The organism is Bordetella tumulicola, from assembly GCF_054779135.1.
In genome coordinates this window covers 705,092-722,156 of sequence record NZ_BAAGYU010000006.1, presented here as the reverse complement: position 1 = coordinate 722,156, position 17,065 = coordinate 705,092, and the positions used below count along the sequence as shown (strand labels likewise).

Annotated in this window: 14 protein-coding genes; 7 read left to right on the top strand and 7 right to left on the bottom strand. The window is 60.0% G+C overall.

From position 1 onward, the window contains the following. Positions 1 to 2 precede the first annotated feature (2 nt). The 4 genes from ACYVDM_RS07355 to aptA all read right to left on the bottom strand — a co-directional run bounded on the left by ACYVDM_RS07355 (position 3) and on the right by aptA (position 5,617). Positions 3 to 944, bottom strand: coding sequence for an ABC transporter permease (locus ACYVDM_RS07355; RefSeq protein WP_415791853.1), 942 nt, complete (start codon positions 942 to 944; stop codon positions 3 to 5). A 16-nt stretch (positions 945 to 960) separates the two neighbouring features. Next, positions 961 to 2,529 (bottom strand): ABC transporter substrate-binding protein, encoded by a 1,569-nt coding sequence (locus ACYVDM_RS07350; protein ID WP_415791851.1) that lies wholly within the window; start codon positions 2,527 to 2,529, stop codon positions 961 to 963. A 74-nt stretch (positions 2,530 to 2,603) separates the two neighbouring features. Continuing rightward, entirely contained in the window at positions 2,604 to 4,115 is a 1,512-nt protein-coding gene (locus tag ACYVDM_RS07345) for a M81 family metallopeptidase (protein WP_415791849.1), read from the bottom strand. Between the two features lie 182 nt (positions 4,116 to 4,297). Next, positions 4,298 to 5,617, bottom strand: a complete 1,320-nt coding sequence (gene aptA / locus ACYVDM_RS07340; protein WP_415791847.1) for an omega-aminotransferase AptA — start codon at positions 5,615 to 5,617, stop codon at positions 4,298 to 4,300. Positions 5,618 to 5,847: 230 nt separating this feature from the next. Between aptA and ACYVDM_RS07335 the strand changes: the two genes are divergently transcribed. Then, positions 5,848 to 7,296, top strand: coding sequence for an aminotransferase-like domain-containing protein (locus tag ACYVDM_RS07335; protein WP_415791845.1), 1,449 nt, complete (start codon positions 5,848 to 5,850; stop codon positions 7,294 to 7,296). A gap of 54 nt (positions 7,297 to 7,350) precedes the next feature. On the opposite strand, the gene ACYVDM_RS07330 is transcribed toward ACYVDM_RS07335, so the two are convergent. From ACYVDM_RS07330 to ACYVDM_RS07320, 3 genes are all read right to left on the bottom strand, one after another. Next, a complete protein-coding gene (locus ACYVDM_RS07330) occupies positions 7,351 to 7,839 on the bottom strand; it encodes a dihydrofolate reductase (RefSeq protein WP_415791843.1) in 489 nt (162 codons plus the stop codon). A gap of 23 nt (positions 7,840 to 7,862) precedes the next feature. Beyond that, positions 7,863 to 8,834, bottom strand: a complete 972-nt coding sequence (locus ACYVDM_RS07325) for a thymidylate synthase (RefSeq protein ID WP_415791841.1) — start codon at positions 8,832 to 8,834, stop codon at positions 7,863 to 7,865. A 70-nt stretch (positions 8,835 to 8,904) separates the two neighbouring features. Continuing rightward, positions 8,905 to 9,345, bottom strand: a complete 441-nt coding sequence (locus tag ACYVDM_RS07320) for an OsmC family protein (RefSeq protein ID WP_415791839.1) — start codon at positions 9,343 to 9,345, stop codon at positions 8,905 to 8,907. A gap of 211 nt (positions 9,346 to 9,556) precedes the next feature. On the opposite strand from ACYVDM_RS07320, the gene coq7 reads away from it, so the two are divergent. The 6 genes from coq7 (at position 9,557) to ACYVDM_RS07290 (ending at position 17,060) form a co-directional block, all read left to right on the top strand. Beyond that, complete coding sequence (gene coq7 / locus ACYVDM_RS07315; RefSeq protein WP_415791837.1) at positions 9,557 to 10,234, top strand: 2-polyprenyl-3-methyl-6-methoxy-1,4-benzoquinone monooxygenase; 678 nt, start codon at positions 9,557 to 9,559, stop codon at positions 10,232 to 10,234. A 735-nt stretch (positions 10,235 to 10,969) separates the two neighbouring features. Further along, entirely contained in the window at positions 10,970 to 12,064 is a 1,095-nt protein-coding gene (locus tag ACYVDM_RS07310; RefSeq protein WP_415791835.1) for an MraY family glycosyltransferase, read from the top strand. A 102-nt stretch (positions 12,065 to 12,166) separates the two neighbouring features. Continuing rightward, entirely contained in the window at positions 12,167 to 13,441 is a 1,275-nt protein-coding gene (gene tviB, locus ACYVDM_RS07305) for a Vi polysaccharide biosynthesis UDP-N-acetylglucosamine C-6 dehydrogenase TviB (protein WP_415791833.1), read from the top strand. 13 nt (positions 13,442 to 13,454) lie between these two features. Further along, positions 13,455 to 14,480: an SDR family oxidoreductase gene (locus ACYVDM_RS07300; RefSeq protein ID WP_415791831.1), complete on the top strand. Its 1,026-nt coding sequence runs from the start codon at positions 13,455 to 13,457 to the stop codon at positions 14,478 to 14,480. A 79-nt stretch (positions 14,481 to 14,559) separates the two neighbouring features. Further along, complete coding sequence (murJ, locus tag ACYVDM_RS07295) at positions 14,560 to 15,921, top strand: murein biosynthesis integral membrane protein MurJ (protein WP_415791829.1); 1,362 nt, start codon at positions 14,560 to 14,562, stop codon at positions 15,919 to 15,921. Further along, complete coding sequence (locus ACYVDM_RS07290; RefSeq protein WP_415791827.1) at positions 15,921 to 17,060, top strand: glycosyltransferase family 4 protein; 1,140 nt, start codon at positions 15,921 to 15,923, stop codon at positions 17,058 to 17,060. Before murJ ends, ACYVDM_RS07290 begins: the two co-directional genes overlap by 1 nt. Positions 17,061 to 17,065 lie beyond the last annotated feature (5 nt).

Below are 17,065 nucleotides of genomic sequence, written 5' to 3'. Positions count from 1 at the left end.
CGTCAATACCTGATACGCGGGTCGAACAGCGTGTAGGCGCAATCGACGATCAAATTGATAAATACATAAACAAAGGCGAAGAACAGCGTCAGCCCCTGGATGACAGGATAGTCACGCGCGAGGACCGCCTCGACGACCAGGCGTCCCAGACCCGGAATATTGAAAACGGATTCAGTGACGACGACGCCGCTGATCAACAGGGCAATGCCGACGCCGATGATGGTTGCGATCGGTACCGCGGCATTGCGTAAGGCGTGTCCCAGCAACACCCCGGTTTCGCCAAGGCCTTTTGCGCGCGCCGTGCGGATGAAGTCTTCGCCCATGACCTCGATGACGCTGGTGCGGGTGATCCGCGCGATCAGCGCGACGTAGATGGTCGACAGGGCGAGCGATGGCAAAATGAGGCGATGCAGAAAGGGCCAGAAACCGCTCGACAGCGGCGTATACCCCTGAACCTTGAACCAATCCAGTTCGAGGGCAAAGACCCAGATCAGCAGATAACCCGTCACAAAGACCGGCACCGAAAAACCCAGCACCGAAAAGCCCATGACCATGCGATCAAGCAAACGGCCTTGTTTCCATGCGGCCAGTATCCCGAGTGGTATCGCCACGATCAGTGTGAACAGCAGGGTCAGTACGGCCACACTGAGCGAGGGTTCCATGCGCTGTCCGATCAGTTGGCTGACGGGCACGCCCGACATCAACGAGGTGCCAAAGTCACCTTGCAATAATCGGCCCGTCCACAGGAAAAACTGTTTGATCAGGGGTTGATCCAGCCCCATGACCTGACGGATTTGTTGAATGTGTTCAGCGGTCGCGGCATCCCCGGCCATGATGGCGGCCGGGTCCCCGGGGCTGAGACGAAGGATCGCAAAGACGACGACGGCCACCAGGATCAGAACCGGGATCGTGGCCAGTAGTCGACGCAGAATAAAAACCAGCATGTCCAGGCTTGCCTTTTCAAGGCGCTTTCTTGACGTTCCAGAACGCCATGATGGGCGCGTGCACCAGCCCACTCAGCTTGGTTGAGTATGCCGTCGGGACGGACATTTGGCCCAACGGAACATACAGGCCCTCTTCGATGCCGATGCGCTGGACTTCGTCGGCGATTTTCTTTTGCTCGGCCGGATCGGACGTCAGCGCGAACTTCGTGCGCAGGGCCTCGATTTCAGGAAAGTCGGGCCAGCCAAACCAGGCGCTGTCACCGTTGGCCGCAGCCGGGGCGGAGCGCACGGGATCCATGATGTCGGTCGCATACCAGTTGGTATTGTGCACGTTCCAGCCACCCGCATCCGGCGCGGCCTTGGAGGCGCGACGCGTGGCGACCGTCTGCCAGTCCATGGCGGCCAGGTTCACGTTAAAGCCGGCTTTGCGCAGGGCCTGGGCCATGACGACAGGTTGCGGGCTGAGGGTACCCACGTCGGTGGCGTGCATGACCAGAATGGGCGTGTTGTCGTAGCCGGCTTCTTTTAGCAGCGCCTTGGCTTTTTCGATGTTGGAGGGTACGACCATGTCTTTGCCTATATCGGTTTCGAATGGTGTACCGCAACCCCATAGCGAGGCGCAGGTCTGGTAATACTTGGGATTGCCGACCAGGGCCTTCATCACGTCTTCCTGGCCAATGGCGTACATAGCGGCCTGACGGATTTTCTTGTTGTCAAAGGGCGGGTATTTGAAGTTAAAGCGATACATCGTGAAGTACCCGACCGGGCTGAGCGATTCGACTTTGAATTCGTCGTTACCGTCCAGCATGGGAAGCAGGTCGTACGGGAACTGCTCGACATAATCGAGTTCGCCGCCCATGAGGGCGTTGGCCGTGGTCAGGGCATCGGGCATGACATTCCAGACGACTTTGTCTACGTTGACGACTTTGCCGCCTGCCAGGCCGCTGGCGGGTTCTTTGCGAGGCACGTAGTCGGTGTTTTTAACGTAGACCGTGGTGACGCCCGGCTTGAACTCGGCGACTTTGAAGGGGCCCGAACCCGTCATGTCCGTGATGGGCGTGCCGATCGGTGTCTCGGCGACACGTTTGGGCATCATGAACGCCGCAGTGCCGGTGGGCTTGGACAACGCGCGCAACGCCAGGTCCGTGGGCTCGGTCATGACGATGCGAAAGCTCTGGTCGTCGATCACGTCGATGCTGGAGACGAACTTCAGCAGCGTGCGTCCCATGCCGTCGTTGGCCGCCCAGCGCTTGATAGAGGCGACACAGTCTTCGGCTTTGACGGGCTTGCCATCATGCCACTTGAGACCGGCCCGCAGCGTCATCGTGTAGGTTTTGCCGTCGTCCGAGACGTTCCATTTTTCGAGCATCTGCGGCTGGATCTTGTTGTTGGCGTCGGTGGCCAGCAACGTGTCGTAAATCATGTAGCCATGCCACGTCGTGATGTAGGCGGTCGTGGCGTGGGGATCGGTCAGGCGCAGGGGAGAGTGCATGACTGCCCGGATAACGGTTTCAGCCTGTGCCACGCTGCTCATTGCCAAGACTGTTGCACCGGCCAAGACGGCCGCACGAACAAACTTCAACATGAAACTCTCCTTTCGGTTGTAGAACGGCGTTGGAGCGGCCGCATGATTCGATGGCATCGCCGGTGCGGCGCTGCTCAGACGGTTGCCGAATTGGCTGAAAAAGCAGGACCGCAAGGCGACATTCTGATGCCGTGGCGCAGTCGTGTCCATGGTTGCTGTGCGGCGTCCATCAACATGGACCCCGGCGACGAGCAGACCAAGATGGTTTGCGCGATAGACGTAAAGTCAGCCCGAAAATGCGCCGAGCTTTTCAGGACAAGTATGGCCTGACGCGTGGGTTCGATGCCGGCAAAACGGAACATTTCCTGGTCCGCCATTTGCACTTTGTTTGATGCAACGATAATGCGCACGTCGTTGATGCGCAGGCAGGCGCTGGGACCCAGATCCATGTGAAAGCCCCGATAAAACGCGCCGTGCGTATCGAAGCGTCCATCAGAGATTTTTTCGACGACGTAATCGGCTTCGATAGGGGCATCATCACGGATGCCCGAGTGCCCGCCCAGTGCGATGCGAACCGTGTTTCCGGCGCCGGCACGATGGGCGGCCAATGCCGCGGCCGGATCCACAATAAGGCCGATAGCGGCATTGCTTGCGCCGTGACGTATCAATGCACGCAGAATACCCGTCGTGTCAGAGCTGCCTCCCGCGCCGGGATTATCCTGAACATCGGCGATGATGATGGGACGTGTGCTGGTGCTTGCCAGGGACAGCGCCGTTTGTACGGCTTCATCAGCGGTCAGAATCTTGCCGCCGAAATCGTCTTCCGCATTCAGGACGGCGCGTTGCATCGTATTGGCCGCCGCATCAGCATCTGCTTGGGTATCGCCGTATGCCCAGACGGCGGGTGCACATTCCGGAAAATCCGCCGCCGGAAAACCCGTGGCAAATGACAGACTGACAGTGGGTTCACGGGATTCGAGATCATCGAGCAACTGGTACAGACTATTCGCGGGTTCGATGTCCGTCGATTGCCAGCACAACGAGATCAAATACGGAATATTGCGCAGGGCCACGTAGGGACGCGGCATCCCCTCAAGGCGACGATCGAGCAACTGCGCTGCACGCTGGCCGGTCTCGGCCATGTCGATGTGTGGATAGGTGCGATAGCACACGAGATTGTCGGCATGCGCAATCATGGCGCGCGTGACGTTGGCATGCAGGTCGAGGCTGGCCACGATCGGCACGGTGGGGCCGACCAGTGCGCGCACTCGACGCAAGAGTTCTCCTTCGCCGTCGTCGTGGTGTTCCGCCACCATGGCGCCGTGCAAGTCCAGATAAACACCGTCCAGGGGCATCGCTTGCTTCAGACCGTCAAGAATCATGCCGCTAATGCGCTCGTAGGCGTCGCGAGTGACATAACCGGAGGGGCTCGCAGCGGCCCAGGTCGTGGGGAGCAGCGCATGGGCCTGCATGGCGTCGATGAAACCGGCGACGGGGATATTTGCGCCGGCTACGGCATCGAATAATGCTGCGCCGGAGACCAGTTTTGGCCAGCCCCCGCCCTTGTCAGCGAATTCTTCCCATGTGGCGCGAGAGGGTGCAAAAGTATTGGTTTCGTGCTGGAACCCGCCGATCCCGATGCGCATCGGAGCCATCCTTCATGTAAAGGCCGTGCGTTGTTGATAGGTGTTCAAGAGTTAACTAAGGGGATTCTGCGGAAGATACAAGGGTTGGGCAATAAGGCTTTGCCCGGATACCGTTGCGTTCTGGTAAGGCGGAAGGCGAAGAAGCCCCTCTTTGGGGCTTCTTCGTGAGACGTATCGCTCGTTCAGGCGATTTCTGTCAGGACATTTCTGATGGTTTGGAAAAGTTCGGTAATTTGCGATGCCTCAATGATCAACGGAGGCGAGACGGCCAAGGTGTCGCCGGTATAGCGAACCATGAGGCCGTTGTCGAAGCATTTCTGGAAGGCTTCGGCAGCGCGCGCGCCAGGTGCGCCGTCGCGCGGAGAGAGTTCGATGCCGGCGACGAGACCGAGGCTGCGAATGTCAATGACGTTGGGTACATCTTTGAGCGCGTGCGCCGCGGCTTCAAACGTGGGCGACAGTTCGCGTGCGCGCTTAAAGAGCTGTTCGCGCTTGTAGATATCAAGCGTAGCCAGGATGGCGGCAGCGGCGAGGGGGTGGGCAGAGTAGGTATAGCCATGGAAAAACTCGATACCCGCTTGCGCGCCGTTGATGACGGCGTCATGCACATCACGTTTGACGGCGACGGCGCCCGCAGGCACGGCGGCGTTGCTGATGCCCTTGGCCATGGCGATCAGATCGGGTGTCACGCCAAAAAATTCACTGGCGGTGGCGGCGCCCAGTCGACCGTAGCCGGTAATGACTTCGTCGAAAATCAACAGGATGCCGTATTTCGCGGTGATGGCGCGCAGACGCTCCAGATAGCCTTTGGGCGGAATGAGCACGCCCGTCGATCCTGCCATGGGTTCGACAATGACGGCGGCAATCGTGGAGGCGTCGTGCAGCGCGACGATGCGTTCGAGATCGTCGGCCAATTGCTCACCCCAGGCGGGTTGGCCCTTGGAGAAAGCGTTCTGTTCCAGGTTGTGCGTGTGGGGCAGATGATCAACCGCGGGTAGCAGCGCCCCGGAGAAGGTTTTGCGGTTGGGCGAAATACCGCCGACGGAGATGCCGCCAAACCCGACGCCGTGATAACCCCGTTCGCGGCCAATCAGGCGCGTACGCTGGCCTTCACCACGGGCGCGGTGATAAGCCAGGGCAATTTTCAGGGCGGTATCCACGGACTCCGAGCCCGAGTTCGTGAAGAAGATGCGGTCCATGCCTTCAGGCATGAGACTGGCGACTGCTGTGGCGGCTTCGAAGGCAAGGGGGTGACCAAGCTGAAAACCGGGCGCGTAGTCCATCTCGCCCGCTTGGGTGGCAATCGCCTGTACGATTTCTTCGCGGCAATGGCCGGCATTCACGCACCACAGGCCGGCCGTGCCGTCCAGGATCTGGCGTCCGTCTACCGACGTGTAATGCATCCCTTTGGCGCTGGCCAACAGGCGTGGCTGATTTTTGAACTGGCGGTTGGCCGTAAAGGGCATCCACAGGTGGGACAGATCGGGCAGGGGGGCATTCATGAGACGGACTCCAGGTAGATCTGCGCGGTGCGCCGACATTGACGCGGCGAGGGATAGGTGCGCGGCAGGACGCTATCCATTCTGAGCGTGTGGCGTCAGGATGAAAATATACAATTCATCCAAATATTGATAACTGTATTGGTCATAATCTATTAACTGTATAGTTAACTCTGAGAACGCCGCCTCCCAGCGGCTCGCAGGCCGCGGGCAACGTCATTTTTATTCTTGCCATGATTGATTTTCAGCCGATTCGTACGCGTAATCAGAGACCCACCCTGGTGGACCAGGTGGTTGATGCCTACGTGTCCGCGATTCAGGCGCAGACGCTGCGTCCTGGTATGCCGGTGCCGTCGGTACGTGAGTTTGCCCGCCAGTATCAGCTCAGCACGTTTACGGTCGCGGGCGCGTATAGCCGCCTGGCGGCGCAGGGGTGGTTGGCGGCCCGACAGGGGGCCGGTTATCGGGTGGCGCCCAGGATCAAGGCCGGCACCGAGTCGATGCCGACGTCTTGGCAGCCCCCCCGGCGAAGCGCGGCTTGGTTGTTGTCAGACATTTATGCGGATCAATCCATCTCCATCAAGTCCGGCTGCGGGTGGTTGCCGGGCGAGTGGCTGAACCAGGAAGGCTTGCACCTGGCGCTGCGGCATCTGGGGCGTGTGCCGGCGCTGCGTATTGCGGGCTATGGGCACCCCTACGGTTATGCACCGCTGCGTGAAGCAGTTGCGGTCGCGCTGGCAACGCACGGTCTGGACGTGGCGATGGATCAAGTGGTGCTTACCCATGGTGTGACGCACGGTCTGGACTTGGTGATTCGTACACTGCTGCGGCCCGGGGATACGGTGTTGGTCGAGCAGCCCTGTTATGCGAATTTGCTGCCGCTGCTTCGTTTGGCGGGGGTGCGCGTCGTCGGCGTGCCGTGCACGGTAGCGGGTCTGGATTGCGAGGCGCTGGCGCATGCCGCGGCGACACATCGGCCGCGTGCCTTGTTCGTCAATACCGTGCTGCAAAATCCATCGGGCGCGGTCATGAGTATGGCGAATGCGTTCCAGGTGCTGCAGACGGCACAACAACATGATTTTTGGGTGATCGAGGATGATATCTCCCGCGAATTGATGTCGGGCGCGGCGCCGCTGTTGGCAGCGCTCGACGGTGCGCAGCGAGTGGTCTATCTGGGTGGCTATTCCAAAGTCATCAGCCCGTCGGTCCGAGTGGGCTACATCGCCGCGCACCGGGATTTGATACGCGATCTCGCCCGAACCAAGATGGCCGTCGGGCTGACGTCTCCCGAAATCATGGAGCGCGTGGTGTATCAGGTGATACGCGAAGGGCGCTTTCGTGCACACATCGTGCGCACGCGTGAACGTCTGGCGCAGGCGCATGCCGTGGTGTCCCAGCAGATGGACGCATTGGACATGCAGGTCTGGGCGCGACCGCAGGCGGGCTTGTTTCTGTGGGCGCGTTTGCCCGAGGTAGATGCCGCGCAGGGCTTTGCGCCAGACCCGACGCAAGGCGCGAATGCGTTGGCCGAGGGGGCGTTGAAAGACGGCATCTGGCTGGCGCCGGGATCTTACTTCGACCCTGGCGAGGCCGATGTTCCCTGGATACGTTTTAACGTCGCGTATTCTCAGGCACCGCAGCTATGGCAATTCTTGGCGCGCGCAAGAACAGGCAAGGGTTAGCGCGCCTGTGCGTCTGTGCGGCCGCTGCCGAATCAGGGGCAATACCTACCGCGATCACGTGCGACGTTCGTACACCACAAAATCGTAGGCATAGCCGTTTTCAGCCGCTTGGGGTTGGCGAGAAATCTCGTGCCAATCCTCGTCGGGCAACGGTGGAAAGAACGCATCGCCCTGGATTTGCGCATGGACCTCGGTGGCGATCACGCGTTGCGCCAGTGGCAGAGCCTGTGCATAGATCTGTGCCCCCCCAATGACATACGCCTCATCGACATCGCCGCAGGCTTCGATTGCGGCTGGCAGGGTTGGCGTGACCACGGCGCCTTCGGCCGCATAGTCCGCATTGCGGCTGACAACGACGTTTGTGCGACCTGGCAGCGGCCGTCCCAATGACTCCCAGGTTTTGCGGCCCATGATGATGGGGCTGCCTAACGTGGTGCGTTTGAAATGGGCGAGATCGCCCGGCAGTTTCCAGGGCAGGGTGTTGTCGCGACCAATGGTGCGATTATCGGCGTAGGCGACGATGAGAGTCAGGCGCGGGGACATGGTATCTGCTTGGGGATCGCGCGTTATACCGCCATCGGCGCGGTCAACGCGGGGTGGTGTTGGTAGCCTTCGAGCGAGAAATCCGTGGGTATGACTTGTTCCAGCCACTGCGGTTCGTAGTTCCCGGTTATGGCGTAATCCGGAATACGATCACTCAAGACCAGTTGGGGCGCTTCGTAGGGCTCGCGCGTCAGTTGCTCGCGCAGCATCGGCAAGTGATTTTCGTAGATGTGCGCATCGCCGATGAAATACGAAAACCAGCGCGGCTTATAGCCAGTCAGCCGACCAACCAGATGCAGCAGCGCAGCGCCTTCTGTGAGGTTGAACGGCGTACCCAACCCCACATCGTTAGAGCGGATATACAAGCACAGCGAGATTTCGCGCGTACTGGCGTTGGGCAGAAATTGATAGAGCAAGTGGCACGGCGGCAGCGCCATCTCTTCGATCTGTGCCCAGTTCCAGCCGTGAAACAGAATGCGGCGATCTTGAGGGTTGCTGTGGATGGTATCCAGGCACTGGCGCAACTGGTCCACCGCCTTATAAAGCAACACGTGGGCTACCCCGTTTTCGTCAGGCTCGGCGACCTGCCGGTAGCCTCGGCTCAACGCATCCTGGATTTGTCCGGTGTTCGTGCGGGGCAGCAACTTGTAGGCGGGCCACTGCCGCCATTGCACGCCGTAGACCGGACCCAGGTCGTCGGGTCCTTCGCGATACGGATTGGCTAGCCACGCGGCATTGTCATTGGCATTCTGGTCCCAGACTTTGCACCCCAGCGCCCGAAAGTCGGCCGCGCTACGCGCGCCGCGCATGAACCCTACCAATTCGCCGATCGCCGATTTGAACGCCAGTTTTTTGGTGGTAACGGCAGGGAACCCTTGTTGCAGGTCAAAACGCAGTGCCGCGCCGGGAAGCGACAGCGTGCGCACACCTGTGCGGTTTTCCTGCCATGCACCATGGTCGAGGATGGATTGAATGAGCGAGAGGTATTGTTTCATAGCGTTCCGCCCGGCAAAGCGGGCGTGGCGGTGGGGCGGTCGAGGAGCGGTTTTTCTGCGGCTGCCTTTTTTAGGCGGCCGGTGTTTCCTGGGGGTCGACGATCTCTACCGAGAAGGTCAGTTCTGCCGTTTTTTCCAGCATCGCGGAGGCCGAGCAATATTTTTCATGCGACAACTGCACCGCGCGCTCGACGGCGGTACGCGGCAGGTTTTTACCTGTGACCGTGAACGCAAAGTGAATGCGGGTGAAGACCTTGGGGTCGGTGTCGGCGCGCTCGGCGGATAGTTTGACGCTGCAGCCCGACACGGCATGACGGCCGCGCTTAAGGATCAAGACGACATCGTAAGCCGTGCAGCCGCCGGTACCCGCCAAGAGCAGTTCCATCGGTCGGGGCGCCAGATCGTTGCCACCCCCTTCGACCGCGCCATCCATGGTGGCAATATGACCGCTGCCCGTTTGGGCCACGAAGAGCATGCCGTCCGGGCCACCCCAGTTGATCGTGCAATCCATGAGAAAAATTCCTTGTGGGTAATTCGCAAGCAAAGAGTGATGATAACCGGTGGTGCACAGGTCGGACCTACCCCGGTCGAGGCAGGCCAGATCGCGTCCGCCGACCGTTCTTGCCTTGGGAGATTGCGTTTCTCTGTTTCCGTACAATCCCTAGTATGCAGGACAGTCCCAGCCTATCGCAGGGTGGGGAAGTTACTCAGGAGTCTCGTTCATGTCTGCTGTTCCCACGTTGTCTGATTTTGCTCCGTTTTCCCGCCGGCGCGGCCCACTTGACCCTTTGTTTGCTGAAGTCGATCGAGCGTTGCGTGTGTTGACGGGTGCGGCGACCGCGTCACGCCCTTATCCGGCCGAGGCACCAGAACCGAATCCCGCCTTGTCCGACCGGGAAAAGCGCCACGCGGCGGGCCTGATGCGTGTCAACCATGTGGGTGAGGTTTGCGCGCAGGCACTTTACCGAGGCCAGGCGGCAGTTTGCCGCGAGGCGCCGGTCAAAGCGTTGTTGCTCGACGCTGCCGCCGAGGAAGTCGATCATTTGGCCTGGTGTTCCCAACGCCTCGAAGAGCTCGGCAGCCGCCCCAGTTTGCTCAACCCGGTTTGGTATGCGGGCTCATTTACGCTGGGAATGTTGGCCAGCTATGCCGGCACCGCGCGCAATCTGGGCTTTATGGCGGAAACCGAGCGCCAAGTCGAAGAGCACCTCGACGGGCATTTGAGCAGCCTTCCCGACACGGATCAGCGCTCGCGTGAGATTGTGAACAAAATGAAGGCCGACGAGGCTCAGCACCGCGCCAACGCGGAAAATGCGGGGGGTGTTTCCCTGCCTGCGCCGGTGCGAGGATTGATGCGCGCCATGTCCCGGGTCATGACGACGACCGCGTATCGGCTTTGATGACCTGATACAGTATTGCTGCGACGCACCATTGATCACGAAAAAGCATCGCGGGCATCTGGATTACGCGCATATAAGTGCTTGAGTTTTATAGGGTAAATCCTCAAGGGTTTACCCTTTTGCTACAAACCCTGTCTGACCTGTAACCCAATAATTACGCCGCATTGATCAGGGGTGACGCGAATTTGCAACGCGAAAACCCGGTAAATACATCACCCCAAAAAATATCTTGCATCGCACAAAACGATGCGCTAATATTCGTACATGGATGTTGAAAACGCAGTCGGCGCGGTGAGTCACCCCGATGCGTAGCGGTCGAACCTGATGCAGTGTTCACCTCAACATGCCCCGGTTGTCTCCTCCACCCTCCTCCTTTGGTGGATTTAGCCCGAGATCTTACGATCTCGGGCTTTTTTTTAAGCAAAATTCTTCCGTCCCTAATTTTTAGTGAGAGGCAGGAAAGTCGACTTCAGTGGGCCTGGTCATCGGTATGATCCGGCGACCCGGCGCCTTTCTGACGTTATCTAAAAATGTTTGCCGGACTGCGCATGGTTTGCCCCTAGTAAACTTGGGGATAGCATTACAATCAGTCCATTCTGTGCGCGTGGTTAAGCGCTGGTTGTTGTTACGTTCTGTGTGGCTGGCTTGCACTTGCTTATCCCTCGCATACAAGAACGTTACACGCACTGTACATAATGGTGTGTTCCGTACATTCCACCCAACGAAGGGTTTTTTGTGACTTGGTTGTATATCTGCGTGGTGGCCTTCATGGTTGGAGGGCTGATCGTAGCCTCCGAACGCTGGCACGGCGCGTTTACCGGCGACAGCGACCTTAGCAAGCCGCAGGCCTCGCACACTCGCGCCACGCCTCGCGTGGGCGGACTAGCTGTGTTGGCGGGATCGCTGGCGGGCCTGTTGGTGCTGGGGCCCAGCAACATGACGCTGACTTGGCTGTGGCCCGCCCTGTTTGTCGCGGCGTTGCCGGTTTTTGTCGCGGGCCTGCTCGAAGACATTACTAAAGACATCGGCGCCAGCAAGCGTCTGCTGGCGGCTTTCCTGTCCGCGGCCATCGCATGGTGGTTGCTGGGCGGCGTCAGTCGCGTTGGGATTGCGCCGGTGGACTGGGTGCTGTCGTTTTGGCCCGTCTCGCTGATCTTTACGATGTTTGCCGTGGGGGGCTGTACCCATGCGCTGAATATTGTGGACGGCATGAATGGCCTGGCTGGCATGGTGGCCACGCTGATGGCAGTGTCCATCGCATTGGTCGCATTGCAGGTCAACGATATGCCCATCTTCATGATTTCGGCGGCGTTGGCCTCGGCAACGCTGGGCTTTCTGGTCTGGAATTTTCCGTTCGGCCGAGTGTTCCTGGGGGATGGCGGCGCTTATTTCCTGGGGTTCATGCTGGCGGAGCTGGCAGTCCTGTTGGTGGTTCGCAATCCATCGGTGTCGCCGTTCTATGCGTTGGCCGTCTTGTTTTATCCGGTTTTTGAAACGGGTTTTTCCATCTGGCGCAGGCGCTTCAAGCGTGGCGTGCCGGTCGATCAGCCCGATGCGCTGCACTTGCATCAATTGGTTTTCCGGCGCCTGGTGCGCGTGACGTTCAGCCGAAAGCGTCGCCATGCCGTGCCGGCGTTGTGCAACGCGTTGGCTTCGCCCTATATGTGGGTGCTGGCGTTGATCGGCTTGGTGCCGGCCACTATCTGGTGGGACAACGCCTGGATACTGACCCTGAGCTTGTGTGTCTTTGCCGCCGCCTATATTTGGTTATATGTCAGGCTGGTGTCGTGGCGTCGGCCGGGTTGGCTGTTGTTGCCGCGCGCGCACTGACTGTCCTGATGAAAGGCCTGTGCGGGTCAAGGGCCGTTGTTAAAATTTTCCCCGTACCTATTTTAAATGCCGTGATCGTAACGCGGCAAAGGGAGAGCGATCTTGCGTATCGATGATGTAAAACTTGCCGTGGTTGGCCTGGGCTATGTCGGGTTGCCGTTGGCCGTAGAGTTCGGCAAGAAGCGCCCAGTCATTGGTTTTGACATTAACGTCAAACGAATCAAGGCCCTGCAGGGTGGTCACGACCACACGCTCGAGGTCGATGATGACGAGTTGGCCGAAGCCAAACACCTGACGTACACCGCCGAGCGCGACGAGTTGGGCCAGGCCAATGTGTACATCGTGACCGTGCCCACGCCCATTGACGAATACAAGCAGCCCGATTTGACACCGCTGGTCAAGGCCAGCGAGACGATCGGTGCGGTGCTCAAGCGCGGCGACATTGTCATTTACGAGTCCACCGTGTATCCCGGCGCCACTGAAGAAGACTGCGTGCCTGTACTGGAGCGCGTGTCGGGCCTGAAATTCAACGAGGATTTTTACGCGGGCTATAGCCCCGAGCGTATCAACCCGGGTGACAAGGCTCACCGCGTCAGCACCATCAAAAAAGTGACTGCCGGTTCGACGCCCGAAATCGCGGACCTGGTTGATGCGCTGTACAACGAGATCATCACCGCCGGCACCCACAAGGCATCCAGCATTCGCGTGGCCGAGGCTGCCAAGGTCATCGAAAACACGCAGCGCGACGTCAACATTGCGCTGATCAACGAGCTGGCCCTGATTTTCAACAAGATGGGCATTGACACCGAGGCCGTGCTGGAGGCCGCTGGCACCAAGTGGAATTTCCTGCCGTTCCGTCCGGGTCTGGTAGGCGGACACTGCATCGGCGTCGACCCGTACTATCTGACGCACAAAGCGCAGTCCATCGGTTATCACCCCGAGATCATCCTGGCCGGCCGTCGGCTGAATGATTCGATGGGTGGCTACGTGGTGTCGCAATTGGTGAAATGCATGACCAAGCAGCGCATCCATGTGCAGGGTGCGCGCGTTCTGGTGATGGGCCTGGCCTTCAAGGAAAACTGCCCCGATCTACGCAACACGCGTATCGTGGATATCGTGCAAGAACTCGGCGAATACAACGTCGACGTCGACGTCTATGACCCTTGGGTCGATGCGCAAGAGGCGGTGCACGAATACGGCATTACGCCCGTGTCGGAGCTCAAGCAGGGCCACTATGACGCTATCATCCTGGCGGTGTCGCACGAGCAGTTCGTCAATATGGGCGCCGCAGAGATCCGCAAGCTGGGCAAGGCCAAGCACGTGTTGTACGACCTGAAGTACGTGCTGACCTCCAGCGAATCCGATCTGCGTTTGTAAAAAGAGAGAAGGTATGAGCGAACGCTACGAAAGCATCCAGCAAGATCTACGTCAAACCCCGCGCAAGTGGCTCGTCACCGGCTGCGCCGGATTCATCGGGTCCAATCTGTTGGAAACGCTGCTCAAACTCGATCAGACGGTCGTGGGGTTGGATAATTTCGCGACGGGTCATCAGCACAATCTCGATGAGGTGCGCAACTCGGTAGTGCCTGCGCAATGGGAGCGATTCACCTTTATCGAAGGCGATATCCGCGACCTGGAGATCTGCCAGCAGGCGACGCAGGGTGTGGACTACGTGCTGCATCAGGCGGCGCTGGGATCGGTGCCGCGTTCATTGAATGATCCGATCACGACGAACGCCGTCAACATCAGCGGGTTTCTGAATATGCTGGTGGCGGCACGCGATGCCAAGGTCAAAACGTTTGTGTATGCGGCGTCCAGTTCCACGTACGGAGACCACCCCGCCTTGCCCAAGGTCGAAGACACGATCGGCAATCCGCTGTCGCCTTACGCGGTCACCAAGTACGTGAACGAACTGTACGCCGACGTATTTGAGCGGTCGTACGGTTTTCGCAGCGTCGGTTTGCGCTACTTCAACGTGTTTGGCAAGCGCCAGGACCCCGATGGCGCCTACGCCGCGGTGATCCCCAAATGGACATCGGCCATGATTCGTGGCGACGATGTGCAGATCAACGGTGATGGCGAAACCAGCCGCGATTTTTGCTTTGTGGACAACGCGGTACAGGCCAATCTGCTGGCGGCGCTAGCGTCCGATGAGGGCATCAATCAGGTCTACAACGTCGCCTATAGCGGCCGCACCACGCTGAACCAGCTATACGACTTTTTGGCGAAAACATTGGCTGAACAGGGCGTGCAGTACGACAAAAAACCGGTGTATGTGGATTTCCGCGCCGGTGATGTACGTCACTCACAGGCCGATATCGGCAAGGCCGGCAAGCTGCTGGGCTATCAGCCCGAGTTCGATATCCAGCGTGGCCTGCAAACCGCCATGCCCTGGTATACGAAATTCCTGCGTTGATCATTCGGTACCGAGCCGCCCCACGAGCAACATCCCCCCGTTCGAGGGGGCGTTGCTCCGGCGCGGGGTGGGGAAATTTTTGAAAGCGCTTATACGCAAAGTCAACGCAATCCACCCTGATCATCAGCGGATCTTCAAGGCTGCGTTTCGGGTGGCGATCTTCCTTATTTTGGGAAAGGCCGCCGGCGCTCTCAAGGAAATGGCGGTGGCCTACCGCTACGGCGTCAGCGATGCCGTAGACGCGTATCAGTTCACCATGACGATGGCCACCTGGCTGCCGGTCACGATCGTGGGCGTGCTGGGGGTGGTCCTGATTCCGGTACTGGTGCGGCTGCGACGCAAGGGCGGCGTGGAGCGCGATTTATTTATTCGTGAACTTCAGGGCTGGATGCTGCTGGTGGGCGTAGCGCTGGCGCTATTGACCGCGTTGGCCTGGCCGTGGGTGCTGCAGTGGTTGGGCAGTGGGCTGTCGGTGCAGGTAGCCAACATGAGCACCCAGCTGTTGGTGGCCTTTGTCCCCGTGACAGTATTTGTGCTGATGGCGGGTATCAGCGGCGCGCGACTGCGTTCGCACGAGCGTCACGTCAATACCTTGCTCGATAGCGTTCCCGCCATTGCTACGTTGGCCTGGGTGATGCTGGCCGTGACGACGGAGCAAGACGTGGCGCCCTTACTGTGGGGCACACTGGTCGGCTATGCCATCCAGGCGGTGTGGCTGGCCTGGCTGGCCGCGCGAGCGGATAAGGGGTTCTGGGGGTCGCCGCGCTTGTCGCTGCAGTCGCCGCATTGGCCCGAGTTGCTCAGCGCCGCAGGCATCATGCTGGTGGGCCAAGTGGCGATGAGCTTCGTGGGGCCGCTGGACCAATACACGGCGGCGAACCTGGGCGATAACGCCAACGCCACGCTGGGGTATGCCAGCCGTTTGTTGTCCTTGTTGTTGGGGATCGGCGCTGTGTCGGTGGGCCGGGCTGCGTTGCCCGTGCTGGCCGATATACAAAGCCGGGGCGATGCCGTTCGGGCGCGTGCCATGGCATTGAAGTGGTCGGGGTTGATGCTGGGGGCGGGCGCCGTGGCGGTTGCGATCGCCTGGGTGTTGGCGCCGTGGGGCGTTGCCCTGCTGTACGAGCGCGGCGCCTTTACCGCGGACAATACGCAGGCGGTGGCGGAGGTATTGCGCTGGGGATTGCTGCAACTGCCGTTTTATTTTGGTGTTCTGATTTTGGTGCAATTGCTGGCCAGTCAGAATCGGTATCGTGTGATGGCGGCGATCGCTGTGGCGAATTTTCTGCTCAAGGCGGCCATGAATGCGGTGCTGGCGCCGCGCATGGGCGTGACAGGGATTATGCTGGCCACAGCGGCGATGTATGCCTTGTCATTTACGTGCTATGCCGTGGTCGCCTTAAGGCGCCATGAGCCGCCGGCCCCCAAGGAGGCTGCCTGATGGATTCGCAAGTCATGCGTGAGCCGCGTGTCCTGATTTTTATTCACTCGCTGCACGGCGGCGGCGCGGAGCGCGTCGCGGCGGATCTCAGCGCGCAGTGGGCGCAGTCGGGTTGGCAGGTCTCGCTGGTGACGCAGGCGGATGCGCAGGACGATGCCTACGCTTTACATCCCGCCGTACAGCGCAAAATCTTGCACACGGCAGGCGGGGGCGGCGGGTTGCGGGGCATCTGGGCGAATGTACGGCGCGTGCGCGCCTTGCGTCGGGTATTGCGCGATTTTCAGCCCGATATCGTGTTGGGCATGATGACGACAGCCTCGGTGCTGGCGGTGATGGCGGCACGGGGGTTGCCTTGCAAAGTGATTGCTACCGAGCACACCCATCCGCCGTCTCAGACGCTGTCGGGGTTGTGGCAGCGCTTGCGACGCGTGACTTATCCGCACGCGGCATCTGTCGTCGCCCTGACGCGGGGTACGGCAGATTGGCTGGCGCAGCACGTACCGGGATGCAAGCTCGCCGTGATTCCCAACCCCGTACACTGGCCCTTGTCGCGCGCTGAACCCGTGCAGATGCCGCCGCCGGCCGAGGGCCGTCGACGCCTGCTGGCGGTCGGACGTTTGCACCCCGATAAAGGGTTCGACTTGCTGATCCAGGCTTTTGCGTCCGTCGCGGGGCAGCATCCGGATTGGGATCTGATCATTCTGGGCGAGGGGACCGAGCGTGCGCGCTTGCAAGCACAGGCCGACGCCGCCGGGCTGCAGGCACGCGTCGCGATGCCGGGCCGGGTAGGTAATGTCGGCGATTGGTACGAGAGCGCGGATCTTTATGTGTTGACCTCCCGTTTCGAGGGGCTGTCCAATACCTTGCTTGAGTCGTTGGCGAGCGGCCTCGCGGCGGTGTGCTTTGATTGCGATACTGGGCCGCGCGAGGTGGTGCGCGAGGGTATCGATGGGGTACTGGTGCGGCCCAATGGAGATGTGCCTGCCATGGCCGCGGCGTTGACGAAGCTGATGAGCGATGACGCGGCCCGACAGGCGCTGGCGCGACACGCGATCGAAGCGCGTGAACGATTTTCCATCCAGCGGGTGCTGGGTTTGTGGCAACAACTTTTCGACGATGTGCGTGGGCAGGAGAAATAGCCTCG